The following is a 26,585-nucleotide window of genomic DNA, read 5'->3' as shown; positions in this document are numbered from 1 at the left end:
CTCGTCGCGGACGGCGCCCGCCCCGTCCACGGCACGGCGTTCATCGTCGTCTACACCCCGGAGCCCTAGCCGCTGCCGGGTGGGTTGCTCGGGACGACTGACTCCCCTTCGCCGTCGACCCGGCCCGCTGCGTGCGTGACGCCGCGGGCCGGATGCGTGACGGTGCGTCGGTCGTCCCCCGCAACTGACACCCAGATGTATCGCAGCGATATATCAGGGTGTACGGTGAACCCGTGCCCTCGTCCGACCGCCCCCAGAGCCGCCGCGCCGCGCTGCTCGAGTTCGCGGTGCTCGGTCTGCTCCACGACGGTCCGCTGCACGGCTACGAGCTGCGCAAGCGGCTCACCACGGCCCTCGGCATCTTCCGGGCGCTCAGCTACGGCTCGCTCTACCCGGCCCTCAGGCACCTCGTCGACTCGGGCTGGATCCACGAGACCACCGAGCCGGCGACGGGCAGCAGCAAGCGCCCCCGGATCACCTACGAGCTGACCGCCGACGGCAAGGAGCACTTCCAGGACCTCGTCGCCGCCAGCGGTCCCGACGCCTGGGACGACGACGACTTCGACGTCCGCTTCGCCTTCTTCTCCCGCACCGAGGCCCAGGTCCGGCTGCGCATCCTCGAAGGCCGGCGCTCCCGCCTCGAGGAGCGCCTCGCCAACATCCGCGACGCCTCCCAGGCCCGGCGCGAGCGCATGGACAGCTACACCCTGGCGCTTCAGCAGCACGGCGAGGAGCGCGCCGAGCGCGAGGTCCGCTGGCTCGAGGAGCTCATCGTCGCCGAACGCCGCGCGGCCCTCGACCCGGGCCCGGCGGCATACGACACCACAGACATCACCACCCCCCAGAGCACGACCACCAACAACAAGGAGTGATCCATGGGATCCGTACGCGTCGCCATCGTCGGCGTCGGCAACTGCGCGAGCTCGCTCGTGCAGGGCGTCGAGTACTACAAGGACGCTGACGCCTCCGCCGGCGTCCCCGGCCTCATGCACGTCGAGTTCGGCGACTACCACGTCGGTGACGTGGAGTTCGTCGCCGCGTTCGACGTCGACGACAAGAAGGTCGGCAAGGACCTGTCCGAGGCCATCAACGCCTCGGAGAACAACACCATCAAGATCGCCGACGTCCCCACCACGGGCGTCGAGGTCCAGCGCGGCCACACGCTCGACGGTCTCGGCAAGTACTACCGCCAGACGATCGACGAGTCGGGCGCCGAGCCGGTCGACGTCGTCCAGGTCCTCAAGGACCGCAAGGTCGACGTCCTCGTCTCCTACCTCCCTGTGGGCTCCGAGCAGGCCGACAAGTTCTACGCCCAGTGCGCCATCGACGCGAAGGTCGCCTTCGTCAACGCCCTCCCGGTCTTCATCGCCTCCGACCCCGAGTGGGCCGCGAAGTTCGAGGCCGCCGGCGTGCCGATCATCGGTGACGACATCAAGAGCCAGGTCGGCGCCACCATCACGCACCGCGTCATGGCCAAGCTCTTCGAGGACCGCGGTGTCGCCCTCGACCGGACGTACCAGCTCAACGTCGGCGGCAACATGGACTTCAAGAACATGCTCGAGCGCGAGCGTCTCGAGTCCAAGAAGGTCTCCAAGACCCAGGCCGTGACGTCCAACCTGACCGGCTCGCTCTCGGGTCTCGTCGACAGCAAGAACGTCCACATCGGCCCGTCCGACTACGTCGCGTGGCTCGACGACCGCAAGTGGGCCTACGTCCGCCTCGAGGGTCGCGCCTTCGGTGACGTGCCACTGAACCTCGAGTACAAGCTCGAGGTCTGGGACTCCCCCAACTCGGCCGGCATCATCATCGACGCCATCCGCGCGGCGAAGATCGCCAAGGACCGCGGCATCGGCGGCGCCCTGCTGTCCGCCTCGTCCTACCTCATGAAGTCCCCGCCGGAGCAGCGTCCGGACGACCTCGGTCGCGCGAAGCTCGAGGCCTTCATCGCGGGCACCGAGGAGCGCTGACCTCTCGGTCGGATCGTGTATGCCGTGTGGCCCCCTTCCAGCAGGAAGGGGGCCACACGCGTCTTTCGGGCCCCAGGGCCGAGCGGCTCCTGGGGCCCGAAGCTCCGAGGTGGAGCTGCTTCAGGGCGGAGCTACTTCAGGGCGCTGCCGGTCGTCGTGCCCTTCTCCGGCTCGACGAGGCAGATGATCTCGCGGCTCGAGCGCCACGAGTACGCGTCCTGCGGGTAGATGAAGGACGGGCGCTGGGTGGCAAAGGCCCGGTCCGTGACGAGCGGGTCACCCTTGTCGGTGCAGCCCTTCTCGGCGTCCGCGACGACCTTGTCCTTGCCGGGCCACGCGCCGGCGGGCAGCGTGAAGGTCGTGACGACCTGGCTCTCGTGGGCGGACGTGCACGGCACGATCGTCAGGCTGTCCACCTCCTCGCGCCCCGCGCCGCTGAAGCAGTCGCCGGCCTTGAGGTCCTCGACGTAGGCGTCGGTCGACGCGGTCACCGACCCCGAGGCGGTGCGCGGGGGGGCGTCGTTGGCGGCGGAGACGATGAGGGCGACCCACCCGGCGAGCCACAGCACCCCGAGGACGATGCCGACGACCGCCATGACCTTGCCCTTCTGCACCCGGCGGCGCAGCTGGCCGAGGGCGACGGCGCCGAGGACGATGCCGACGACGGCCGCTACGGGGATGATGCCCGCGATGCCGCAGCAGAGCGCGGCGATCGCCAGGCCGTTCCTCCCGGACACGGGCACGGGAGCCGACGGCGGGTACGGCGAGCCAGGAGGTGCCATGAACGGCGACCCGGGCGCCGGGGCGGCGAAGGGCGATCCCGGAGCAGCAGGGGTGGGCGCGGCGGACCCGTACGAGGGTGCGGACGCGTAGCCGGGGGGCGGCCCGGGCGGCGGCAGCATCGGAGGCGTGGGCTGCGGGACGGGCACGGTCTGGTCGCCGGGCGCCGGCTCGGGCGGCAGGTCGCCGGCCGGCGGAGGCATGGTCGCGCCGGTCGACGGCGGCAGGTGGTCGGTCACGGCGTGGATCATGGCACGCAGGAGGACCGCCCGGCATCGAACGGCAGGCCCGAGCCCGGATCGTGACACACCACGTCATTCCGGGACACCGGCCGCCCCGGCCGGGAGGAGGCTGACCCGCTCAGCCGGCAGACGGCATACGCGACGGGTTGTCGGCACCCTCGGACGCCTCGGAGTGCCCGGACCGCTCGGCGGACGCGTCACCCGACCCACCTTCGCTGCGGTGGCGGCGGACCTGCCACACGACGAGCGCGACGACGACGATGATCCCGACGACGACGGCGGCTCCGCGACCGAGCCACGTCTCGACGCGGGCGTAGGACTGGCCGGCGAGGTAGCCGGCGGTGACGACGACACTGCCCCAGGCGATGCCCCCGGCTGCGTTCCAGATGAGGAAGGTCGGGTAGTGCATCTTCGACATCCCGGCGAGCGCCGGCATGACGGCTCGCAGGAACGCCGTCCAGCGGGCGAGGAAGACGGCGGCCCCGCCACGGCGACCCAGGAAGTCCTGCGCCTGGCCGATGCGGTCGCGGTGGCGGTCGAAGACCTTCATCTGCACGACGCGGCCACCGAGGTGGCGACCGACCTCGAAACCGACGGTGTCGCCGATGATCGCGGCGAGCACGACGACGATGAGGACGGCAGCAAGGGGGACGTGACCGAGGGAGGCCGCCACTCCACCGAGGATCGCGACCGTCTCGCCGGGCACGATGAACCCGACGAAGAGGGCGTCCTCGACGAAGACGACACCGCCGACCACGAGGAGCACGAGCCACACCGGCGCATGCAGGACCTGGTTCGTGATGGTGGCGAGCAGGGCGCTCACGGCGGCTCCTCGGAGAACGGCGACTGGTCCTCCAGTCTTCGTGTCGAGTCTGAGTGTTCGCTGAGTGTGCGTCACAACATTTGGACACCCATAACGTCAAGCATGGTCTTGTGGTGACAATGGTGCGCAGACCGGGGCGCGCCGTGCGCCCGACCGCGAGAGGACGAGCCAATGGCAACACCGCGACTGGGCGAGATCGCCCCCGACTTCGAGGCCACGACCACCGAGGGCCCGATCCGTTTCCACGACTGGAAGGACGCCAGCTGGGCGGTCCTCTTCAGCCACCCGGCCGACTTCACGCCGGTCTGCACGACCGAGCTGGGCCGGGTCGCCGCACTCGAGGACGAGTGGGCCAAGCGAGACGTCAAGGTGCTCGCGGTGTCGGTCGACCCGATCGAGCAGCACGAGGAGTGGAAGAGCGACATCGAGGAGGTCAGCGGCGCCACGGTCGGCTACCCGATCATCGCCGACGACTCGCGCCAGGTCTCCGAGCTCTACGACATGATCCACCCGGGCGAGGGCGACACCTCGGGCGTCCGCTCGGTCTTCGTCATCGACCCGTCCAACAAGGTCCGCCTCTCGCTGACCTACCCCAAGAGCGTCGGGCGCAACTTCGACGAGATCCTGCGCGCCGTCGACGCCCTGCAGCTGACCGACCGCGGCCCGTTCTCGACGCCGGCGGACTGGCGCGAGGGCCAGAAGGTCATCGTGGCCCCCACCGTCTCGACGGCCGACGCCCGGGAGCGCTTCGGCGCCGACGCGGTCGACGAGGTCAAGCCCTACCTGCGCTACACCTCCGCCCCCGCCTGAGGGCCTGCCGGCCCGGACGCCGACAGTGCGACAGCACGACAGTGCGACGAGGACCCCGCACCCCGGCCAGGGGTGCGGGGTCCTCTCACGTGTGGCGGTCCGTCCTGACGGTGCGCGTCGCACTCCGCACCGCGAGGACGAGCGGGCACTCCCGGACGGACCGCGGTCTGATCCCGGGGCCCGGGCGTGCTCGTCTCAGGAGGTGCCGAGGAGGCGCCGCAGCTCGGCGAGGAACGCGTCGACGTCGGCCTCGGTCGTGTCCCACGAGCACATCCAGCGCACCTCGCCGGTGGCCGGGTCCCAGTCGTAGAAGCGGAACCGCTCGCGCAGGGCGTCGGCCACACCACGGTCGAGCACGGCGAAGACGGCGTTGGCCTGCACCGGCCGCTGGAGCCGCACGCCCTCGAGCGGCTCGACGCCGGCTGCCAGGCGTGCGGCCATCGCGTTGGCGTGCGACGCCGACCGGAGCCAGAGGTCGCTGCCGTAGAGCGCGATGAGCTGGGCCGAGACGAAGCGCATCTTGGAGGCCAGCTGCATCGAGAGCTTGCGCACGTGGACGAGGCCGAGCGACGGGTCGGCGGCCAGCTCCGGGTCGACGACGACGACCGCCTCGGCCGCCAGGGCGCCGTTCTTCGTGCCACCGAGGCTGAGGACGTCGACGCCAGCCGCGCCGGTGAACGCGGACAGGTCGGTGCCGAGGGTGGCCGCCGCGTTGGAGATGCGGGCGCCGTCGAGGTGGACCCGCATGCCGAGCGAATGGGCGTGCTCGGTGATGGCGCGCACCTCCTCGGGCGTGTAGCAGGTGCCGAGCTCGGTGGTCTGGGTGATCGAGACGACGAGCGGCTGGGCGCGGTGCTCGTCGCCGAAGCCCCAGGCCTGCCGGTCGACGAGCTCGGGGGTCAGCTTGCCGTCGGGCGTCGGGACGGTGAGCAGCTTGATGCTGCCCATCCGCTCGGGGGCCCCGCCCTCGTCGGTGTTGATGTGGGCCGTCTCGGCGCAGATGACGGCGCCCCACCGCGGGAGCAGCGCCTGCAGCGCGACGACGTTGGCGCCGGTGCCGTTGAAGACCGGCCAGGTGACGGCGCCGGCGCCGACGTGGCCGGCGACCACCTCCTGCAGCCGGGCGGTGTAGGCGTCCTCGCCGTAGGCGATCTCGTGCCCGCCGTTGGCGTCGGCGAGAGCGGCCAGCACCTCGGGGTGCAGGCCGGCGTAGTTGTCGGACGCGAAGCCGCGCCGGTCGCGGTCGTGCAGGGTGCTCACGGGATCCTCACTCGGTCGTGCGGGAGACGTTCGGTGACTCACGGGGACGGGTTGGCCGCCTCGACGGGCGTCCGGGCGGCCGCCTACAGCTCGACCCGGGCGCCGTTGAGAGCGGCGGCGTCCTCGTCGAGCAGGCCGGTGAGCCACTCGGCGACACGGGCCGGGGCGGTCGCCGTACGACCCGTCCCGATCCACTTCACCACACCGACGACCGCCGCCGAGCCGGGGGTCGCGTCGTCGGAGCCGAACGAGTCGGCCAGGGCGCCGAGCCACGTCTCGGCGGCCGCCTTGGCGCTGGCGTATGCCGCGTTGCCGGCCGTGGGGGCCTGCGCTGCGGCTGCGCTGACGATGGCCACCCGCCCTCGCCCCGTGGCGAGGAGGTGGTCGTGCAAGGCGAGGGTCGTGTGGCGCAACGTGTCGACGAGGTTGCCCGAGAGCCAGCGCCAGTCGTCGTCGGTCGACTCGGTGAAGGACGTGCCGCCCCGCCAGCCGCCGACGAGGTGGAAGAGGGCGTCGACGTGCCCGTGCTCGGACACGACCTCCGCGGCCAGGGACTGGACAGCGTCCCCGTCGAGCAGGTCGCAGACCCGCGTGTCGAGCAAGGCCCAGTGCGGGGCGTCGAGCTCGACCCGGAGCGACTCGAGCGAGGCGGCGTCGCGGCCGACGGCGACGACGTGCTCCCCGCGTGCGAGCAGGGCCGCGCAGGTCGCGCGCCCTGTGGCCCCGGTGGCGCCGGTGACGACAACGACCTGCGGGTCGCTCCCGGCCGGTTGGGCGTCCGTCACGGTCACGCGCTGGCCCCGGTGATGCCGGACGTCGACTCGATGACGTCCTTCATCTTCTTGGACAGGGCTTCGTAGAACATCGAGAGCGGGAACTCGTCGGGCAGCACGGCGTCGGTCAGCCCCTTGGGCGGGCCGTCGAGGGGCAGCGCCGCGAGGTCGCCGTCGCGGTGCCGGGCCCACGCCGAGAGCGGGTGCGGCGTCAGCACGGAGGCGACGAGGTGGTAGGCCGCGAGCCAGTGCGCCGTCTTGGGCCGGTCGATCGAGCGCCAGTAGAGGTCCTCGACCGCGCGACCGAGCTCGAGCACCGGCTCGGCGACCCGCTCCCACTCGATGGTGAGGCGGTTGTCGGTCCAGTGCAGGACGCCCTTCTGGTGGAGCCAGGCGAAGAGCAGCTGGCCACCGAGGCCGTCGTAGTTGCGAGTGCGGTCACCGGTGATGGCGAAGCGGAAGATGCGGTCGAAGAGGACGGCATACTGCACCGACCGGGCGTACGGGTGGCCCTCGGCCTCGAGCGCGACGGCCTCACGGAAGGCCGTGAGGTCGCAGCGCAGCTCCTCCAGCGAGTAGAGGAAGTACGGCATGCGCTGCTTGATCATGAAGGGGTCGAACGGCAGGTCACCGTGCATGTGGGTGCGGTCGTGGATGAGGTCCCACATGACGAAGGCGCGCTCGGCGAGCTCCTGGTCGGCGACGAGGCGGGCCGCGTCCGGCGGCAGGGACAGGCGCGTCACCGCCGCAGCCTCGGACACGACGCGGCGGAAGCGCGCGGCCTCGCGGTCGGCGAAGATGCCGCCCCACGTGAAGGCCGGGACCTCGCGCATGGCGACGGTCTCGGGGAAGAGCACGGCGGAGTTCGTGTCGTAGCCGGCCGTGAAGTCGAGGAAGCGGATCGGCAGGAAGAGCTTGTTGGAGTAGTCCCCGCCCTCGAGCTCGGCGACGAAGTCGGGCCAGATGACCTCGAGCAGCACGGCCTCGACCTGGCGGTTCGGGTTGCCGTTCTGGGTGTACATCGGGAAGACGACGAGGTGCATCTGCCCGTCGACGCGGTGCTGCGCCGGCGCGAAGGCGACGAGGGAGTCGTAGAAGTCCGGCACGCCGAAGCCACTCTCGGCCCAGCGGCCGAAGTCCTTGACGAGGGCCTCGAGGTAGTCGGCGTCGTGGGGCAGCTCCGGCGCCATGGCCTGGATGCCGGCGACGAGACGAGCGACGTGCCTGGCCGCGTCCGCGTGGTCGGTGGCCTCGGGGACGGACCCGTCGGCGGCCTGGAGCTCACGCAGGTCCGTGACGGCCGCCTTGAGCCCGAGCCAGGCGTCGGACGCGACGAGCGGGTGGGCGGCGACGACGTCGAGGCGGCGACCGCCGCGGGGGGCGACGGAGCACACGGCGTTGTGCACGAGCTCGGCGAACGACTGCTCGCCGGCGGGCGCCGCCGCGTCGGGCTCGACGGCCAGCACCACGGCCGAGCCGGTGGTCGCCGCCACCGTGAGCCCACCGGCCGCGAGCACCGGACGAGCAGGGTGCTGCAGGTCGAGCGAGGCACAGGTGCGCAGCGCGCCGAGGTCGACGCGCGCGAGGAGGTCCTCGCCGATCTCCGTGTCGCGCTCGACGCGGACGGCGGGCCGCAGGCTGCCGGAGGCGGTGTCCGCGCCCCGCTGCACGCCGGCGACGACCCCGGCCAGCTCGCCGCCCAGCTCGCCGGCGGGCGCGCCGAGGACGACGACGCCACGACCACCGGTCAGGGCCGCACGCACGGCTGCGGCGTCGGCCGATGCGGCGTCGACGACGAGGACGTCGGCCGTCTCGGCCGGGGTGGGCACGCAGCCGCGCCGGGCCAGGGCGTCGGTCAGACCGGGTCGGTCGGCGACGACGGCCACGAGGGGGAACAGGCTCACAGTGAGGCCTCCAGTCCGGAAGATACTTCGGCTTTGATGCCTTGTTGACGAAGAATCTACGGGCTGGAGAGGGTCGAAGGCCAATTAGTCTCGCAGGGGTGAGCCGGGCCACAGCCGACCACTCGGCGACGCACCTCGGCGACGCACCTCGGGACACACGAAAGGGTGGCCGCTCCTCCCCTGAAGGAACGACCACCCTCCGCGCTGCCGGATGCCGCGGAGCCGGGCTCACGCAGCAGTCGGGCTCACTTCGACGACGTCTGCTTCTGCGACTCGGCGTTCGTCTTGCACTTCTTGCCCATGGCGTCGAGCTTGTCGCCGGCGGCGGTCACGACCTGGCGCTGGCCGTTCCAGTCGCTCTGGAACTGCTCGGCGTCCGTGCCGCCCCAGTTGCCCTTGATCGTGGAGACGGCGCCGTTGACGGCCTCGACGATGCCGTCGAGCTCGCCCTTGTAGCCGACGAGCTTGTCACCGGACGCGGACACCGCGTCGGCGTTCATACCCTTCTTGTAAACAGCCATGTCAGTTCCCCTTCAGAAGTCAAGCGTGTGTAGGTCGGTGCGAGATGAGGTGATCAGTACTGCGACGAGGTGCTGCGCTGCTGCTGGACCTCGTGGTCGATCGTCGACTTCATCTCGGTGAGCAGCTTGTGGGCCTTCTGGAGCTCGGGACGGTGCGTGCCGGTCCACTCCTGCTCGAACTGGCGGGAGTCGTCACCCTGCCAGTTCTGCTTCAGGGACTCGACCTCCTGGTCGACCTTGGTGATGAGCTTCTGGATGGCCTCCGCCTGCTGCTGCAGGACGTTGCCCTGGGCGTTGACCTCATCGTCGTTCATTCCGAGCCAAGCCATGACCTTCTCCTTTGCCTGTGTTCCCCCGACTGATTCGGGACGTCTCCTCCGGACCAACCGTGCAGGCCCGCTCTGGTGCGAATCTCCTCGACGTCTGCCGGCGTGCGGGGCTTTCGTCCCGATGGGCGGCTTTCGTCGACATGCAGAAACCTATGTCAGCGTTCGAGGGGTGTCGATGGGGAGCACTCCCCATGACTCCCCACCCCTCCGGTCGCCCCCGCCGTATGCCGTGTGCAGCGTCCGACTGCCTTGTGCGCCAACGCTTTTCGGCTGAGTCACCGACCTCATGGCAGGGCCACCTGGACGAGCTCGAACTTGCCCTTCTCGATGAGGAAGCCGCGTCCCGGGGGGAGTTCGGCCCGGTTGAGCGCGGGGAGGTTCGCCTTGAAGACCGACAGGCCCTCGTTCCCGTCGGGGTGCAGGGCCAGGCCCGAGCGGGAGGTCTTGAGCAGCGCCTGGAGCCCGAAGTTGCTGCTGAAGAAGGCCGCCTCACCCTCGGCGACGACGAGCTGGTCGTTGTCGACGCAGGCCTTGGCCAGCGTCGTCAGGGCGTTCTCGGCGCCCGCCGGAGCGAGGTCGTCGATGCGCTCGACGAAGACGGCGACCGGCCTCGTGAGCCGGCCCTCCTCGATGTCGGCGGCGAGCCGGCTGGCGAGCGCCGACGCCGGGCCGCTGCCGACGGCCGTCTCGGCCCAGATGCCGAGGTCGAGCAGCTCGGAGGTGCGACGGGGCGTCATGAGGTAGAGCGCGGACGCCGAGCTGAACCGGTAGAGCCCGGCGGCCGTGGCGGCGACCGCCGTCGTGCGTCCCGAGCCGGACGGGCCCGTGACGATGAAGGTGCCCTTCGGGTCGAAGCCGTGCGGCTCGAGGCTCGAGGAGGCGACCCCGACGACGGGGCGCCCACCGAACTCCGACGGCAGGTCACCGAGCGGGATGACCTCGGCGAGGCTCTCGATGGGGGGCGCCTGGCTGACGCCGGCCTTGCGGGTCGCGTCGGCGAACGCCTCGATGGCGGCGGCCTGGACCGTGACGTCGGACGAGCCGCCGAGTACCGCGACCTGCACCTCGGACCCGGCCATGAGGCCACGGCCGGGGGGCGAGGCCATCGTCAGGACGTCGCCGGGCACCCCGAAGACGGAGTAGTCGTCGACGTTGCTCATGCGCAGGATGATCCGGCCCTGCACGGCGGCCGCGAGGTTGGTCGGCAGGCCGGTGCGCTGGTCCGAGGCGATGATGAAGTGGACGCCGACCGGGCGACCGTCGGCCGCGAGACCGGCGAGCAGGTCGAGCCAGTGGAAGCGCCCGCCGACCTCGTAGGCCTGGCGGAACGCCGTCATGTTGTCGATGAGCACGATGACGCGCGGCTCGTCGGGGCGACCGGCGAGGCGCCGGTAGTCCGTGATCGTCGCGGCGCTCACGGACGAGTAGCGCGAGGCCCGCTCGTCGATGGTCGCGCGCAGCATGCGGAGCAGGCGGGTCACGCGCTCGTGGTCGCCGCCGGGCACGATCGAGCCGACGTGCGGGAGGGTCTCGAGCATCGCGAGCCCGCGGTTGCCGAAGTCGAGCCCGTAGACGTGGCAGGGGCCGCCGCGGACCGTGTAGCCGGCCGCGACCGCCATCGAGCGGAGGAAGACGGACTTGCCGGAGCCGGACGTGCCGTAGATCGCGATGTTGCCCTCCTTGTCGGGGCGGAACGCGATCTCCGGCTGGGCCTGGTTGTCGGGGTCGTCGGCGATGCCGAAGACGAGCTCGTCGTCGCGCCGCTGGGTCGGCAGCGTCGCGAGGTCGTAGACGGGCCGCATGTCGGGCAGCCACGGCTTGCGTGGCTTGGGCAGCTCGGCGACCTGCGCCGCGCGACCGAGCGTCGAGACGAGGCGCTGGATGTCGGTGGGGCCGAGGTCGGCCGAGTCGTCGGCACCCTCGACGCGCGGCGGCTCCCACTCGGTGCCGCGCCCGAAGGTCAGCGTCTCGACCTTCATGTCGGGGGGCGGAGGGACGTCGGAGGTCCACCCACCGGCATACCCCGTCTGGAAGGGGACGAGCCGACCCGGGCCGGTCTTGGAGACGGCACGGCCGGGGAGGGCGGGGTCGAAGAAGGCCGCCTCCTTGGAGCCGAGGACGTCGTCGGAGTCGTTCTCGTCGGCCATGCGCAGCGCCATGCGCAGGTTGGTGTTGGCGCGGAGGTTGTCCTTGATGACGCCGGCCGGGCGCTGCGTCGCGAGGATGAGGTGCAGGCCGAGCGAGCGCCCGCGCTGGGCGACGTTGACGACGCCGTCGACGAACTCGGGCACCTCCTGGACGAGCGCGGCGAACTCGTCGACGACGAGGATGAGCGACGGCGGTGCGTCGACCTCGCCGCGGCGCTCGAGCTCGAGCAGGTCCTTGGCCTTGTGCCGGGCGAGCAGGTGCTCGCGGTAGTGCAGCTCGGCGGCGAGCGAGGCGAGCGCGCGACGCACGAGGTGCGGCGACAGGTCGGTGACGAGGCCGACGGTGTGCGGCAGCTTGACGCAGTCGCGGAAGGCCGAGCCACCCTTGTAGTCGACGAGCAGGAAGGTGACCCGCTGCGGCGAGTGCGCCGCCGCCATGCCGAGGATCCACGCCTGGAGCAGCTCGGACTTGCCGGCGCCGGTCGTGCCGCCGACGAGGGCGTGGGGGCCGTCGCTGCGGATGTCGACCGAGAAGGTGCCCTGGCTCGACTGGCCGACGATGGCGCGCAGGTTGCCGGGCTTGCGCGGCAGGACCGCCGGCGCGTACGGCCCGGTGAGGATGGAGCGCGACTCGCCCCACTTCTCGATGACCGCCTCCTCGGAGCTCGCGAGGTCGGTGCCGGCCAGGGTGAGCAGCGAGACGGCCCGCGGCAGGTCGCTCGCGTCGTCGACGGGCACGCCGGCGTCGACGACGGGCGCGAGCTGGCGGGCCCCGGCCATCGCCTCGTCGTAGGTGACGCGGTCGACGGCGACGGGCTGCACCTCCTCGCCCGCGTGGACGTAGCCGGCGAGCGAGCTCTGGTCGTCGGAGACGACGAGGAAGGTCTGGCACGCGGCCGGGAGCAGCTGCTGGGTCTCGGCGACCCAGAGCACGACGATGCCGTGCCGGTGGCCACGCTCGGCGATCGCGACGAGGCGGCTGCGGTCGATGGGGGCGTCGCTCTCGACCAGGACGAGGACGGTGGGGCGCCCGGCGGTGGCCTGCTCCGACTCCGGGCCGCCGCTGCCGGAGCTCTTGGCCTCGACGATGTCCTCGAGGGCGTCGGCGAGCGCCGAGCACCCGGGCGCGCTGGCAGCGAGGTGGTCGACGGCGACGGGGCTGTGGGGCGAGGTCGTGTGCGGGAGCCACTTGAGGAAGTCCCAGTCGCGCGCCGAGCTGCCGGAGGCGAAGGAGCACACGGCGAGCTCCGCGGGCGAGTGCAGCGCGGCGCTCTGCAGCACGAACGACCGGGCGGCGCCGAGGGCCGAGGCGCGCTGCCCGGCGATGCCGACGGCGCCGTCGGCCAGGGGTGTCGCGACGACCGGCACGTCGTGGACGACCTCGAGACCCTGGAGCTCCTCCGAGACCGCGAGCCACGCCTCGGCCTTGGAGCGGCCGACGGCGGGCATCTTGATCGCGGACCGGGAGGGGCGCGTGCCGAGGCCGAGGCGCAGCTCGCCGAAGCCGTTGCCGTCGCGACGGCGGGTCCACAGCAGGGCGCTTCGGTCGCGCACGGCGGTGAGGCAGTCGACGCCGCTCGGGTGCTCACCGCGGCGGGTGCGGCCCTCGACCTCGAGCGACCTGCGGATGCGCTGGGAGAGCAGCTCGAGGTCCTCGCGGAAGTCGGCCATCGCCTGGGCGTACTCCTTCTTCTGCTGGCGGCGGGCCTCGTAGTACGTGCCGGCCATCATCACCGGCATCATCAGCATGAAGACGATCGAGAAGGCGTTCTTCGTGATCGCGAAGAGGACCGCGCCCATGAGCAGCGGCACGACCATGGCCACGAGCGGCATCGGACTGAGCTTGCCGCGCTCGGGGAGGTCGGGCACCTGCCACTCCTGGCCGGCGAAGAGGGGCGCCACGCGGGGCGAGCGCGAGAAGGCGACGGTGCCGGCGTCACCCGACAGGACACCACTCCCGGGCCGGCTGACGACGCCGTCGCCCTGCAGGTGCACCTCGAGCTCGGTGTCGCCGACGCGGACGACGTCGCCGCTCTTGAGGTGCGCCCGGGTCACCTGCTGGCCGCCGGCGGTGATGCCGTTGGCCGAGCCGAGGTCGACGACCTCGACGACCTCCTGGACGACGAGCTTGGCGTGCTTGCGCGACACCGACTCGTCGGAGAGCTGGACCTCGCAGCCGCGGCCGCGGCCGACGTATGCCGTCCCGCGGGCGAGCGGGAACTCCTGGCCCGCGTCGGGTCCGGAGCGGATGTAGACGACCGCCGCCGGGCGTCCGCGGTCCACGAAACCCTCACCGGCCCGGGTCACCGACACGCGCATGCCGGACTGGAGGCCGCTCTCGGCGACCGTCGCGCGCGGGTCGAGGCCGCGCAGGTCCTGGTCGACGAGCGCGAGCGTCATCGTGGCGTCGGCGCCGAGCACCGTCGAGCGGTTCGGGTCCGCCGCCGCGAGGAAGCCCGCGAGGTCACCCACGGTCGTGGCGGAGTCCGTCGTGGCGACGAGGTCGGTCTCGCGGTCGCCGGACCGGAGGACGAACTTCAGCTTCACGCCTTGCCCTTCTTCGTGGGTGCGGTGGTGCCGACGCCGGCCTTGCTGGTGCGGCTCGGGCGACCGGTGCGGCTCGTGCCGGTCGAGCCCTGTGCACGCGAGGTCCGCGTCCGGGCGGGACCGAGACCGGCGCCGGTGGGAAGCTGGTCGCGGAAGGTGCGCAGCGACACGTCGCCCCGCAGCTTCTGCCAGAAGGTCTGCTCGCCGCGGATCCGTCGGCGCGCCGTCTCGACGTCGGCCCAGAAGGCGTCGACCTCCTCGGGGGAGGGCTCGTCGACGTCGAAGACGTGCCCGTTGGCGGTGACGGCGAGGGGCACGAGGGCCAGCCCGGAATGCTCGCTCACGCGGCCGCCGTCGGCCGGGACCGGCTCGGTGTCGCCGCTGGGGACGCCGGGACCAGCAGCCCGGACCGGCGCGCCCATGAGCGCACCGTCGACGACGACGCTGGGCTTCACCGGTGGCGGACCGTCGACGTGCAGCTCGAGCGCCTTCGCCTGCTCGATGCGGGTTCCCCTGGCAGGCAACGGCATCCGCAGGTCGCGGGCCGTGTCGACGATCTCGCGCCAGCCACCGGTGACTCGGGCCGACGTGCCGCCTGTCGTGCGTCGCCTGCGTCGGCGCAGCCACTTGGCCCCGCGGATCGCCCCGTAGACGGCGAGCAGGACCGTCAGCGGCAGCAGCACGTAGAAGATGAGCCAGCGCAGCCAGTCGGGCCAGTTGTCGGGGTTGAGGGGGTTGTCGTCCTTGGCCGGGTTGCGCAGCTGCGTCGCGTTCTGCGCCTGGTCCGGGCCCTGGAGGACGCTCGGCGGGTTGTTGGCCGCGGGGGGCGGCACCTGGGCCCCCGTCTTCTTCTCCTCGGACTTGCGGATGAGCTGTTGCGGCTTCTTGTTCCGATCGGGCACGAACTGCGTGGCGAGGATCGGCATCCACGAGTCGTCGGCGAGCTTGACCTCGACCCACGCGCGGACGTCCTTGCCCTTGACGACGCCGCCCGCCTCGGGGATCGCACCGAGCACGACCCGCGCCGGGACGCCGAGCCGGTTGGCGACGAGCGCGTAGGCGGCGGCGTACTGCTCGTCGTTGCCGGCGAGCTGTGTCGACTTCATGAACTGGCTCATCCGCAGCAGGCTGTGCCCGGGGAGGAAGACGTTCTGGTAGTCGCCGGGCGTGCCGCCGTCGGTGTAGGCGCCGTCCTGGAGGGCCTTGGCCACGGCTGCGACCTTCTCCCACTGGCCGTCGACGCGGTCGGTCCACGGCGTCACCTTGTCGTCGAGGAACGTCAGGGCCGAGGCGTCGACGGTCGAGCCGTCGGCGAGGTCGACCGACTTCGGCAGGCTGGTCGGCGGGGTCTGGACGTAGGCCGTGACGATGTACTGGTCGCCCGCGGCGAGCTTCTCGGGCAGGACCCCGGTGTTGGTGTCGATGTTGAAGCGGAGGTCGTCGGAGAGCTGGTCGCGCCGTCCGCCGCCGAAGTCGAGCCCCGTGACCGTGCCGAAGGTCGGCAGCCACACGTCGCTGTACCCGCCGGCCGGCACCGCCACGGTGGCCGTGACCTGCTGTCCGGGCCCCTCGGCCGCGATGTGGGTCCCGACCTTGCGGAAGCTCGTGCCCTGGGGGTCCGGACCGTCGCCGCGGTTGGCGACGTTGCCTGCGCCCCAGACGTACCCGTCGTAGGAGTCGAGTGCGGCGAACCGCAGCGGCACGCTCGCCGGCAGTCCCTTGACGGTGAGCAGCGTCTTGTCGAAGAGCTTGGCGCTGTTGGGCTCGGTGTACTGGCGGAAGCCGGCGAGCGGCGACGCGTACTGGCTGACGTCGTACGGCGGGGTCAGCGAGGAGCGGAAGACCGTGCGGGTCGGGTCGGCGCCGGGCAGCATCGGTCCGACGAAGAAGCCCCCGACCGTGGCGACGGCGAGCAGGCCCGCGGTCGTCACGGCGCGCGTCGTGCGGCCCGCGCCGTTCTGCAGCGCCGGCCGGTTGCGGTTGCTGCGCAGGGCGGTCCAGCCGATGGCCACGAGTGCGAAGACGGCACCCTGCACGAGCACCGCCGCGGGCGTCTGCGTGCCGAGCACGATCGAGGCGACGAGCAGCGCGACCGGTGACACGAGCGCGAGCACGGCGCCCGGCCAGCGCCGGGCCACACCGTAGGTCAGGGCGGCCCCGACGAGGCCGAAGAGGAACGGCAGCGCCATGTACGGGCCGCGGGAGTCGACCGGCGGCAGCGCCGTGAGCAGCTCCTTCCAGCCGGGGACCGCCATGTGCACGAGGGTCGCGAAGGTCGACCCGGACGGGAGGAACCCGGCGACGAGGTCCTCGCGCACGGCGAGGGGACCGCCGAGCAGGAGGTAGGCGGCAGCCGCGCCGAGCATGGCCACGACGCCCAGCGCGCGGAACGCCGCACCGGCGTGGCTCACGAGCAGACCGACGAGCAGCCCGGCCAGGCCCACCCACAGCCAGCCGAGACCGAAGAAGGTGGTGCGGAAGCCGACGAGGGCGATGCCCACGAGCGCGACCGTGAAGCCGGCGTCGACGAGCTGCGGGGCGCTCGGGCGCAGCCTGGCCAGCTGGGCAGCGAGGCGCTCGCGCGCGCTCGGCGGCTGCACCAGGGCGCTCGGCGGCGGGGCGGGGATGGCGTTGTGGCTCATCGGGCGACTCCGGTGAACAGGAGGGGACGGAGGTCCTCGAGCGCGCTCAGCGTGAGGATCGACAGGCCACCACCGCGACGGATGCCGTGCTCGGCCTGCGGGTCGATGACGATGATGACGCGCGTCACCTCGGGCGGGAACTGGCCGGCGGCGCGCTGCAGCTCGATGAACGGCCGGTGCGGGCCGGTGACGATGAAGACCGTCGAGGTGTCGGGGGCGAGCTCGGTGGCGTCGAGGCTCACCGCGAAGAGGTCGATCGGACCGGGCTCGACCCGTGACATGGCGTCGAGGCCGACCTGCGGCACCGTCCGGGACACCTTCTCGCTGCCGCAGACCATGGTGGCGTCCTGCTCGTCGAGCATGACGCGCACCATGATCGAGGAGCCGACGGAGATCGCGGTCTCGACGTCGGCCTCGATCGCCGTCGGCGCGTTGGCCGCCATGACGTCGCGCTCGACGTCCCGGTCGGTGCGCCCGGTCTTGCCGTGACCCGAGCGGTACTGCTCCGGGTCCGGGTCGACGATGACCGTCACGTGCGAGCGGCGCGTGTCGAGGAACTGGCGCACGAGCAGGCGTCCGGCCTTGGCCGAGCTGCGCCAGTGGATGTAGCGGCGGTCGTCACCCGGCTGGTACTCGCGCAGGGCGTGGAAGGCGAGGTCGCTCATCGAGACGTCCTCGGTCGTGCTGCCCTCGAGGTCGCGCAGCAGGCCCGCGCCGAGCGACTCGAGCGCCACGGTGCGCGGGTGCACGAAGAGCTCGGTGCGCTCGGTCCACGTCAGGGTCCGCCGCATGAGGCCGAGCGGGTCGCCCTGCACCGTCGTGGCCGGACCCACCCGGATGACGCCACGGCGCGAGGTCGGCACGACGAAGAGCTCCTCGTGCGCGGTGCCCGGCGTCAGCGCCGGCAGGACGAAGCGCGCGGCCGACAGCCCGACGGGGAGCTCGACGAGGATCGGCAGCATCGGCGTGCGCGCCTCGTTGGTGACGACGATGCGGCCCGTCGCAGGCTCCCCGACGACGACACGACGGGGGTCGACCTCGGCGAGGATGCGCACCTTGGTGCGACCCAGCGCGAGGACGAAGCAGACGAGGAACAGCACGAGGGCGGCGCCGGCGACCATGAGCAGCTCGGTCCAGCCCCAGCGCGCACCGACGAACCAGCAGACGACACCCAGGGCGAGGATCGTCCAGCCCAGTGGCGAGACCCACCGCAGCACCCCGGCGACGGGACGCCAGACACCCTCGGTCTGGCCGGCCACCTGCTCGATGGAGCGGGTGATCGGCTGGGTGATCTGGCGGATGCCGCGGCTCGTCGTCCCGCTGACGGCTCGCGCCCGGCCACCCGTCGGGCTCGCGGGGACGCTGCCGGTCGCGGCGCCGGACGAGCCACCCGTCGCCCCCGCCGCGGGCGCGACGGCACCGGCCGACGCTCCCCGGAGTGACGGCATACGGAAGCGGCCGCCGCGACGTGACGACGCGGCCCCCTGGTCCTGCTGGGTCATGCGGTCCCCTTGCTTGCTTCTGCGAACGGCGCGGTCAGGCCGAGGCGCGCTCGGCCGGCGGCGCGATGTCGCCGAGGATCTGGTCGACGCACTGCTCGACCGTGATGCCGGCGAACTGCGCCTCCGCGTTGAGCAGGAGGCGGTGGCTCAGCACCGGCTCGGCGAGCACCTTGATGTCGTCGGGCACGACGTAGGTGCGGCCCTGGCTGGCCGCCCACGTCTTCGCGCACCGCACGTAGGCGAGGCAGCCGCGCACCGACAGGCCGAGCTTGAGGTTGGGGTGGCGGCGCGACTCCTCGGCGATGCGGCTGACGTAGCCGAGGATCGCCGGGTCGACGTGCACCTCGTCGGCGAGCTTGCTCATCTCGACGATGACGTTGCTCGCGATGAGCGGGCTCAGCGTCTTGGCGCGGTCACGCGTCTTGGCGTCGGCGAGCACGGCGATCGTCGCCTCGTGGTCGGGGTAGCCGACGCTCGCCTTCATGAGGAAGCGGTCGAGCTGGGCCTCGGGGAGGCGGTAGGTTCCGGCCTGCTCGATGGGGTTCTGCGTCGCGATGACCATGAACGGCTCACCGACGGAGTGCGGCTTGCCGTCGACCGTGACGCGGCCCTCCTCCATGACCTCGAGGAGCGCCGACTGCGTCTTGGGCGAGGCGCGGTTGATCTCGTCGGCGAGCACGATCGTCGCGAAGATCGGGCCGGGGTGGAACTCGAAGCTCTGCTTCGTCGGCTCGTAGATCGTGACGCCCGTGACGTCGCTCGGCAGCAGGTCGGGCGTGAACTGGATGCGGCTGTGCGTTCCCTGCACCGTCGCGGAGAGCGCGCGGGCGAGCTGGGTCTTGCCGGTGCCGGGGAAGTCCTCGAGGAGCATGTGGCCCTCGGAGAGCAGGCAGGTCAGCGCGAGGCGCGTCACGTGCTGCTTGCCGAGGACCGCCTTCTCGATGTTGCCGACGAGCTGGTCGAAGGTGTGCGCGAACCAGGTGACCTGCTCCTGGGTGATGCGACCGGTGGTGGGCGTGGCCGTCATGGGTGTCGTTCTCCTGTCGGGTGTTTCATCGAAGTGGGGGTATGCCGTGTGGCCGGGTGGGGAGGGCGCCGCTGAGGCAGCGGCGTCAGCCCCACGGACTTCGCCTCGCGGAGTCGCTGCCGTTGGAACCGCTGCAGGTGATCGACACCCAGCCGCCGGGGTAGCCGTAGTACTTGCCCGAGTTGTTCGAGCCGTTCGTCGGCCGGTGGGTGCCGCTGCCGCCGTTGTCCGGGAGGGCCCAGCCGCCCTTGTCGCTGTCGAAGGTGCAGCTGATCGACCCCTGGTAGTTCTGCAGCGTGTAGCCGATGTGGTAGCAGGTCGTCGTGCAGGGGTCGCTGCCCGTCTTGCACTCAGCGCCGCAGAGCGACCCGTGACCGATGAAGGTCACCTGCGGCTTCGGCGCCGCGTTCGTCGTCGCGGATGCCGACCGTGAGGGACCGTTGCCCGAGCGGGGCGCGTGCGCGGTGACGGTCACGGTGACGCTGCTGGAGTAGCCGAGTCCCGAGACGGTGCACGACGTCGCGCCGGTGCGACCGTCGCAGCCGCTGCCACCTCCACTGCTCGAGACCGAGTAGTAGTCGATGGCGTTGCCGTTGTCGGGCGCCGCACCCCACGAGAAGGTGATGTCGTGGTCGCCGACCGAGCTGGCCCGGAGGCCGCTCACGGCCTGGGTCGGACCGTAGGGGTGGTAGCTGACCGAGTTCGACCAGGGCGAGCACTTGCCGGCGACGTTGCAGGCCTGGACCTGCATCGACTGGGCGTTCGTGCCCAGGTTGCCGGCCGTGCCGCCCGAGCAGCCGCCCGAGCAGGCCCACGAACCGCTCCGCCCCTCGGACGTCTGCCAGTTCACGGTGCCGTAGCCGGTGGACCGGGAGTCGCCGAGCGTGAACGACGCGACGCCCCTGTAGTCGGCGTTCGGGGTGCTCACGGCATTGAGGGTCGGCGTCTGCGGGATGCCGTCGGCCTTGTAGCCCGAGAAGTTCGACTTCGTCGACGTGGCCGGGCCGCCGTTGGTCGCCGTGACGGTGTACTCGACCGTCTGGCCCTGGTACGGGACGGTGTCGCTGACGACGCGCGGGTCGCCGCCGGAGACGGAGGCGATGCCGGTCCACGCCCCGCCACCGGTGCGGCGGAAGACGTCGTACTTCGTGATCGGCGGACCGTTGGGGTCGGTGGCGGGCCACCGGATCGTCACCTGGGCGTTCGCGTCGCCGGGCGACGGGGTGCGCGGCGTCAGGGTCGGCGCCGGCACCGGCGGAGGGGTGCCGAACGACTGGCCCTTGACCTGCGGGCCGTACGGACCCCAGCCGGCACCGTTGTGCGCCTGCACCCGCACCTGGTAGGCGTCGTCGTTGACGAGGCCCGAGATCACGGTCGACAGCTGCGGCGCGGGGACCGGCTTGGACCCGCTCTGTCCGGCGCCCGAGCCGATGTTGACCCACTGCACCCGGTACTGGTCGATGGCGCTGCCCTTGTTGACGGGGGCCGACCACGACGTGTTCAGGGTGTGGTCGCCGGCGACGATCGTCGTGATCGACGTGGCCTCGGGCTTGGTGTCGGGGCGCACCGTGTTGCTCTCGGGGCTCGGGAGCGACCAGTCGACGGCGTTGCGCGAGCGCACCGTGAAGCGGTAGTCCTGCCCGTTCGTCAGGCCCGTGATGGTGCACGGCGACGCGGTGCACTTCTGCGTCGGACCGCCGACGGCACTGACCTCGTACTCGAGGATCGGCAGGCCGCCGTCGTAGGCCGGGGGCTGCCACTCGACCCGGGCCGTGCTGCCGAGGATCCGGTCGGCGACGGCGACCGGGGCGCCGGTCGGGTCGGGCTTGCTGCGCACGCTGACCGTGACCTCGCCGACGGCGAAAGACCGGCCCGGGGCGTCGACGACCTGGACCTGGACCCGACCGTCACCGCGGGCCGTGCTGCTCGCCGAGACGGTGAGCTGGCAGCCGCTCTGGCTGGACGTGAGCCCGGTCCCGGAGACGACCCGCACCGACTGGATCGCGCACTGCGGCGCCCCGAGCGGACTGTCGAGGTACTGCGCGAGGTTGAGCGTCCGGCTCGTGCCGGCGATGAGGCCCTCGATGTGAGCCGGGCGCAGCGTCGCGATGGGCGGCGAGCTGACGACCCGGACCCGCACCTTGAACGAGTCGGTGCTGCCCTTGGCGTTGACCGTGAACGACCCGGTGGCACCCGCCTGAGCGGCAGGCTCGGCCTTGAGCACGACGTCACGACCACCGGCCCCGCTCTGGGCCAGGTCGACCCGGTCCACGGCCTGGTCCCACTTCGCCTCGTACTGGGCCTGGCTGTCGGACATGCCCGTCGGGAGCCAGGCGTGGCACAGGCGGGGGATGTCGACGGTGCGGGCCGGGCCGTCCGCGACGAGCTGGACCTCGTGGTCCGGGCAGCGCAGCACGGGCACGGCCGGACCGATCTGCACGGGGATCGTCACGTAGGCCTTCTGCGCCGTCTTGTCCTGCGGGCTCTTGGCGTTGGTCACCTCGAGCATGAGCGCGGCCGGACCGACGTAGCCGTTCGTGGAGCTGAGGGTCAGCGCGGTCGAGGAGTCGACCGTCTGCTGGAGGTTCTCCTTGGGGCTCGTCGAGACGGTGTCCGGGGAGGTCAGCGTCACGGAGCCGCCGCGCGGGTCGGTGACGTAGTCGGACAGCTTGATCTTCGTCGTCGAGTTGGCGCCCATCATGATGGTCTTGCCGTCGACGACGTAGGGCATGCCGTTGTTGCCGGCGGGAACGTAGATGAGGGCCATCGCGGGGGCGCCGTCGGCGTCCTCGATGACGTAGGGCACGACCCTTGCTTCGGGACGCACCTGGATGTGGACCTTGCGGCCCTCGAGCGTCACGCCGGTGCCGACGACCTTCGTGATGTGCAGCGAGCTCTGGGGCCCGTCGAGGTCCCGGTCGTTGGCGAGCGCGTCGACGAGGACGGTCGTCTGGCCCGGCTTGAGCACCGCGGTGTCGTCGACGGCGACGGGCGGGTTGTTGAAGCCCTTCTGCCCGCGCACGGTCAGCGTCGAGCGCGAAGGGTCGAAGAGGCCGTCCGTGATGCCGTAGGCGAGCACCTTGGCGGGGCCCTCCTCCGGGGTCACGACGTCGAAGGTGTTGTCCTTCTGGCGCTTGAAGTCCTTGAGCACGTCGGCGTCGTTGAGCTTGGTGAGGTCCTCGAACTGCACCGAGTCACCCGCACCGATGAGGTCGTTGGACAGCACGTCGGCGTGCACGGTGCGCCCCGGGGCGGCGACGATGTCGTCCTCGACCGCGATCGGCGGCTGGGGGTCGCCGGGTTGCACGACGCCGACCCGGATCAGCCCCTCGCTCGAGAGGCCGAAGCGGTCGCGCAGCTGGTAGCGGATGACCTCGGTGCCCGAGCTGCGCGGGTAGGCCTCGTACCGGATCGTCGCGGCGCCGAAACCGTCGACGCGCCCGAGCTTGAGGTTGACCGGTCCGCCGTCCTCACCGACGATGCCGCTGACGAAGGTCAGGTCGCCGTCGGGGTCGACGCCGCTCGTCGGGACGGTGATCGAGAGCGTGTCGCCGGCCGTGACGCTCGCCGAGAAGGAGCGTGCCGTCGGGGGCTGGTCGGGGTTCTTCGTCGCGTCGGGCAGGGGCATGACCGTCACCGTGACGCGCCCGGTCGCCGAGCGCGGCCGCAGCCCCTCGGGGTAGGCGGTGTACTCCAGGATCGCGGTGCGTGGGCCGGTGATGGGCGCCGTGTCGGGGACGTAGCGCACGACCGAACCGGACGCGAAGGCCTGGCCCCCGCCGGAGAGGACCCGCACGCCACCGGGGTCGAGCACGAGCGGGATCCCCTCGGTCATCGAGTCGTTGTCGAGCACCGGCACGGTGACCGCGTCACCGACGCGCACCACCGCGGTGTCGTTGACGACGGTCGGCAGCACCTGCGCCTTGAGCTCCGGCTTCTGCACGACGGAGAGCTGGCCGACGGCCGTCCTCGTGCCGTCGGAGATGGTGTAGCTGACGATGCCGCGGCGCGGCTGGCCGTCGGTCAGCGGCCCGGTGGCCTGGACGCGGACCCAGCGCCCCTGGACGATCGAGGCGCGAAGCCACTGGCCGTCCGACACGACGCGCTGCACGACGAGCACGTCGCTGCGCGGGCTGTAGTCGTTGGACAGGACGTCGGCGATGACCGGCGCCTGGCCCCGGACGACGGCCGCGTCGGGCGAGGCCACCGGCGGCAGGTCCTTGGACGGGTCGGGCAGGATGTCGACGCGCACGCGACCGACGCTGACCGCGGCGCCGACCTGCGCGGCATACGTGATCGTCGAGGTGCCGGGCGTCTGCCCGGTCACCGTGAGCACGTTGGTGTCGAGGTTCGTGTCGATGGTCAGCTGCCCGGGGCCCCGGACCTGCTGCGCGAGGTGCATCTGCGCCTCGGGGTCGCTGGGATCGGCGCCGGGGATGTCGTTGCCGAGCGGCTGCAGCTGGACCGGCTTGCCCACCACGGCCCGCAGGACGTCCGGCTGGGTGCGCGGCGCCACGGCGCGGTCGTTGTCCCCGAGCACGCGCAGGGCGACCGTCGAGGGCGTCGTGCCGCCGCGCCCGTCGTCGATCTGGTAGCTGACGACCTGCTGACCGGACCGGTCCTGCGCGTGGACGGTCAGCGCCCCGGCACCGTCGACCCCGACGGTGGGGTCGCCCGCGGTGACCTGGAGGGGGTCGTTCTCCGCGTCACGCCAGTCGGCGATGACGCCGATCTTGGCCGTGCCGCCCGCGACGACGGGATAGGCGCTGGAGGCGAGCCGTGACTGACCCGCGCGCAGGCGCGGCGGGGTGTTGACGTCGGGGCCGACGATGCGCACCGTCACCTTGGCCGTGGCGCGGCCGTTCGCCGCAGACGTGCCGTTGTTGACGGTGTAGCTGAACGAGAACGTCGACGCGGACGGCTCCTGGGGCACCGTCACCTGGACGGTCTGCCCGTCGACCGACGGGGTCGCCGCGATCCCGGCGACGTCGGGGGCGGTCACGTCGCCCGGCGCGATGGCCAGGATCGAGCCCTGGCTGTCGGAGTCGTTGTCGAGGACGTGCAACGTCGACGTGCGACCGGGACGCACCTGCATCGTGTCGGGCTGCGCCTTGGGCGGCGTCCGCGTCTGCTGGTCGTCGAGGAGGTTCTGGTCCTTCTTCGTGTTCTTGTTGTCGTTCTGCGGCGGCGGGATGACCGAGTTCCAGTTGTCGATCTTGACCTTGTCGCGGTCGATGTCCCAGACGTCGCCGGAGTCGAGGTCGTTGAGGACGATGAGCCCTCGGTTGACGCGCAGCTTGACGCCGTCGGCGCGCACGCCCTTCTTCATCGCGCCGAGGTCGACCGTGTCGGCGTCGTTGGGCGAGCCGCAGTTGCGGCCGTAGTAGACGTTGGAGGGCCCGGCCCACGCCGCGTGGATGCAGCTCGCGAGGCGGACGGGGGCGGAGAGGAGGAGCTGCTGGCCCGGGGCCCCCTGGCTCAGCTTGACCCCACCGGTGGTCGGGCTGTCACCCGTCAGGGACACCTGCGAGAGCTGCGTCTCGTCCTGGATGAGGACCGTCGAGGCGTCGGGCCCGGGCTGCTGCAGCGCGGCGAAGGCGGGGTTGCCGGGCTCGGCGTTGCCGACCGACAGCTGCTGCGGCTGGGCCAGGGCGTCGGAGTAGAGCTTGTCGGTGCCGGAGTCCCACACCACCCAGTGCCCGCCGACGGCCGTGACCTGTGCCGACTTCGAGGAGAACTTGAGGTCGGTCGTGACGGGCTTGTCGAAGGCGTCACCCCGGGGACGGAGCACGGTGACCGTGCCCTTCTCGGCCGACAGCGCGTAGACGGTGCCGTCGACCCCGACGGCGACGGCCGCGTTGCCACCGACCTTGGCCACGGGCTTGGCCTGCGGCTGGAGGGACTCGAGGCCGGTGACCCCACCCCGGTCGTCGACCCGCTGGACGCGCAGGTCTCCGGTGGCCGGGTCGATCATCGCGATGCTGCCGCCCCGCAGGTCGATCGGCGAGGCGGTGAAGACGCGGTTGCCCGTCGCCGTGCTCGCCTTGGGCAGCAGGACGGCCTGCTCGGAGCGGAGCGTGCCCTCGGCGGGGTTGATCGGGATGACCTGGTTGCTCGCCTTGGTGTAGCCGACGACGGCGGCGCCGTCCTGGTACGTGTCGAGCCCGGAGCTGGCGCTCACGTCGGCGTAGACCCCGGCGTCGAGCTGACCCGCGGCCTTGTTGATGCGACCGAAACGGGACTGCTCCGAGTTGGTGACCCAGACCCCGCCGTCGTTGAGGTCGGCCTTGCGGGCCACCTCCCCCTCGCTGCGGGTCGCGAGCCAGACGAGCAGGCTGGCGACGAGGGCGACGACGACGGTCGAGACGACCCCGATGCGTCGCTTGGTGACGGCGGTGCTCATGCGTTCCCCTGTTCGGCGACGGCCGTGCGGGCGTCGACCCTGTTCTCTACCTCGGGCGTGCTGTCGGTGGTGACCGGCTCGTCGAGGAGGGCGAGGTCACCCTCGGTGACGAGCTTGGTCGAGAGGGCGTGCTCGACGAGCCGCGCCTTCCGGTTGGTCGCGAGCTTGCCGACGCCACCGTGCAGCCCGCGGGTGCCGGCATCGGCGAGCTTCTGGCAGACGTTGTCGAGCTTGCGGTTGAAACGTGTCAGGGTCCAGCCGAGCCGATCTGCGGCGACGGCCGAGGAGGGTATCTGACTCGTACCCGCTTCCCGGCGCCTCAGGAACGGCTCGCAGAGCGCGACGACGAGCAGCTTCTGGTCCGGGGTGAACGACACCCGGCCGACCGTGGCGGCCCCCACCTCGTCGTCGTCCTCGTCGGCGGCCGGCTCGGACGTCACGGACTTGAACGCCGGGCTCGCCACGTGGATCTCGAAGTCGTAGGTCGTGGGCCCTGCCGTGAACCAGACGATGAGCTTCTTCATCGCGAGCGGGATCTTCGCGCCCGGGTTGAGCCATGCCTGGAAGAGGCCCTGCTCGTCGGCGACCGTGGCCGTCAGCGTCGAGCCGGTGTTGCTGATCCACCAGAAGCCGTTCTCGAACGAGACGACGAGGAAGGTGCGGTGCAGGTACGGGTTGTCGTCGACCTCGACGTCCCCCGTGCGCCCGATCGTCAGACCGGTCTCGGGTGACACGGAGTACTCCTCGCCGCAGAACACGACGGTCACCTTGCTGTGGATCACGATCAGGTCCCCTAATCCCTGTCGACACGCCCTCGGGCTGACACGCTCAACGATGTCCAGCCGTGCGGCGTTACGGAAGCTTGTGGTGGTTTGGTGGTGTCGGGGACGAGGCTGCCGTCCCGGTCG

The 26,585-nt window shown here is 71.7% G+C and carries 16 protein-coding genes; 3 read left to right on the top strand and 13 right to left on the bottom strand.

Translation table 11 applies throughout. The features are described from left to right. The first annotated feature begins 233 nt into the window (after window positions 1–233). Both TAE01_RS17995 and TAE01_RS17990 read left to right on the top strand, forming a co-directional pair. On the top strand, window positions 234–872 hold the full coding sequence (locus TAE01_RS17995) for a PadR family transcriptional regulator (RefSeq protein WP_147068194.1): 639 nt from the start codon (window positions 234–236) through the stop codon (window positions 870–872). A 3-nt stretch (window positions 873–875) separates the two neighbouring features. Next, a complete protein-coding gene (locus TAE01_RS17990) occupies window positions 876–1,967 on the top strand; it encodes an inositol-3-phosphate synthase (protein ID WP_147068193.1) in 1,092 nt (363 codons plus the stop codon). 131 nt (window positions 1,968–2,098) lie between these two features. Here the strand turns inward: TAE01_RS17990 and TAE01_RS17985 are convergent, their stop codons facing one another. Together TAE01_RS17985 and TAE01_RS17980 are read right to left on the bottom strand one after the other, a co-directional pair. Beyond that, on the bottom strand, window positions 2,099–2,986 hold the full coding sequence (locus TAE01_RS17985) for a DUF4190 domain-containing protein (RefSeq protein ID WP_186815276.1): 888 nt from the start codon (window positions 2,984–2,986) through the stop codon (window positions 2,099–2,101). Window positions 2,987–3,107: 121 nt separating this feature from the next. Further along, the gene (locus TAE01_RS17980) at window positions 3,108–3,812 is read right to left on the bottom strand and encodes a DedA family protein (protein WP_147068191.1); all 705 of its coding nucleotides are present in this window, start codon (window positions 3,810–3,812) and stop codon (window positions 3,108–3,110) included. Between the two features lie 171 nt (window positions 3,813–3,983). On the opposite strand from TAE01_RS17980, the gene TAE01_RS17975 reads away from it, so the two are divergent. Continuing rightward, window positions 3,984–4,622, top strand: coding sequence for a peroxiredoxin (locus tag TAE01_RS17975; protein ID WP_147068190.1), 639 nt, complete (start codon window positions 3,984–3,986; stop codon window positions 4,620–4,622). A 195-nt stretch (window positions 4,623–4,817) separates the two neighbouring features. Here the strand turns inward: TAE01_RS17975 and TAE01_RS17970 are convergent, their stop codons facing one another. The 11 genes from TAE01_RS17970 to TAE01_RS17920 form a co-directional block, all read right to left on the bottom strand. Next, the gene (locus TAE01_RS17970) at window positions 4,818–5,882 is read right to left on the bottom strand and encodes a threonine aldolase family protein (protein ID WP_147068189.1); all 1,065 of its coding nucleotides are present in this window, start codon (window positions 5,880–5,882) and stop codon (window positions 4,818–4,820) included. Between the two features lie 83 nt (window positions 5,883–5,965). Next, complete coding sequence (locus tag TAE01_RS17965) at window positions 5,966–6,673, bottom strand: SDR family NAD(P)-dependent oxidoreductase (protein WP_147068188.1); 708 nt, start codon at window positions 6,671–6,673, stop codon at window positions 5,966–5,968. Further along, window positions 6,670–8,049, bottom strand: a complete 1,380-nt coding sequence (locus TAE01_RS17960) for a DUF6421 family protein (RefSeq protein WP_147068196.1) — start codon at window positions 8,047–8,049, stop codon at window positions 6,670–6,672. The genes TAE01_RS17965 and TAE01_RS17960 overlap by 4 nt, the downstream gene beginning before the upstream one ends. 755 nt (window positions 8,050–8,804) lie before the next feature. Continuing rightward, window positions 8,805–9,080 carry a WXG100 family type VII secretion target gene (locus TAE01_RS17955; protein WP_147068187.1) on the bottom strand — a complete coding sequence of 92 codons (276 nt, stop codon included), beginning with the start codon at window positions 9,078–9,080 and terminating at the stop codon, window positions 8,805–8,807. Between the two features lie 53 nt (window positions 9,081–9,133). Continuing rightward, complete coding sequence (locus tag TAE01_RS17950) at window positions 9,134–9,409, bottom strand: WXG100 family type VII secretion target (RefSeq protein ID WP_147068186.1); 276 nt, start codon at window positions 9,407–9,409, stop codon at window positions 9,134–9,136. 284 nt (window positions 9,410–9,693) lie between these two features. Continuing rightward, entirely contained in the window at window positions 9,694–14,103 is a 4,410-nt protein-coding gene (locus TAE01_RS17945) for a type VII secretion EssC family protein (protein ID WP_147068185.1), read from the bottom strand. After that, window positions 14,100–16,745 carry a transglutaminase domain-containing protein gene (locus TAE01_RS17940; protein WP_147068184.1) on the bottom strand — a complete coding sequence of 882 codons (2,646 nt, stop codon included), beginning with the start codon at window positions 16,743–16,745 and terminating at the stop codon, window positions 14,100–14,102. The genes TAE01_RS17945 and TAE01_RS17940 overlap by 4 nt, the downstream gene beginning before the upstream one ends. Further along, window positions 16,742–18,247, bottom strand: coding sequence for a DUF58 domain-containing protein (locus TAE01_RS17935; protein ID WP_147068183.1), 1,506 nt, complete (start codon window positions 18,245–18,247; stop codon window positions 16,742–16,744). The genes TAE01_RS17940 and TAE01_RS17935 overlap by 4 nt, the downstream gene beginning before the upstream one ends. 34 nt (window positions 18,248–18,281) lie before the next feature. Further along, the gene (locus tag TAE01_RS17930) at window positions 18,282–19,274 is read right to left on the bottom strand and encodes an AAA family ATPase (protein ID WP_147068182.1); all 993 of its coding nucleotides are present in this window, start codon (window positions 19,272–19,274) and stop codon (window positions 18,282–18,284) included. Between the two features lie 85 nt (window positions 19,275–19,359). Continuing rightward, entirely contained in the window at window positions 19,360–25,677 is a 6,318-nt protein-coding gene (locus tag TAE01_RS17925) for an Ig-like domain-containing protein (protein WP_147068181.1), read from the bottom strand. Next, window positions 25,674–26,459: a hypothetical protein gene (locus TAE01_RS17920; protein ID WP_147068180.1), complete on the bottom strand. Its 786-nt coding sequence runs from the start codon at window positions 26,457–26,459 to the stop codon at window positions 25,674–25,676. Before TAE01_RS17920 ends, TAE01_RS17925 begins: the two co-directional genes overlap by 4 nt. Window positions 26,460–26,585: the final 126 nt, after the last annotated feature.

Source organism: Terrabacter aerolatus, from assembly GCF_007991735.1.
GTDB lineage: Bacteria > Actinomycetota > Actinomycetes > Actinomycetales > Dermatophilaceae > Terrabacter > Terrabacter aerolatus.
Note: the sequence above shows the minus strand (reverse complement) of the source record. Positions and strands in the feature narration are given on the sequence as shown.

Bases quoted from the DNA above. Each gene is read 5' to 3' on its own strand.
- TAE01_RS17950 (WP_147068186.1), bottom strand. From the start codon at position 9,409: ATGGCTTGGCTCGGAATGAACGACGATGAGGTCAACGCCCAGGGCAAC.
- TAE01_RS17940 (WP_147068184.1), bottom strand. From the start codon at position 16,745: ATGAGCCACAACGCCATCCCCGCCCCGCCGCCGAGCGCCCTGGTGCAG.
- TAE01_RS17955 (WP_147068187.1), bottom strand. From the start codon at position 9,080: ATGGCTGTTTACAAGAAGGGTATGAACGCCGACGCGGTGTCCGCGTCC.
- TAE01_RS17925 (WP_147068181.1), bottom strand. From the start codon at position 25,677: ATGAGCACCGCCGTCACCAAGCGACGCATCGGGGTCGTCTCGACCGTC.
- TAE01_RS17935 (WP_147068183.1), bottom strand. From the start codon at position 18,247: ATGACCCAGCAGGACCAGGGGGCCGCGTCGTCACGTCGCGGCGGCCGC.
- TAE01_RS17990 (WP_147068193.1), top strand. From the start codon at position 876: ATGGGATCCGTACGCGTCGCCATCGTCGGCGTCGGCAACTGCGCGAGC.
- TAE01_RS17930 (WP_147068182.1), bottom strand. From the start codon at position 19,274: ATGACGGCCACGCCCACCACCGGTCGCATCACCCAGGAGCAGGTCACC.
- TAE01_RS17975 (WP_147068190.1), top strand. From the start codon at position 3,984: ATGGCAACACCGCGACTGGGCGAGATCGCCCCCGACTTCGAGGCCACG.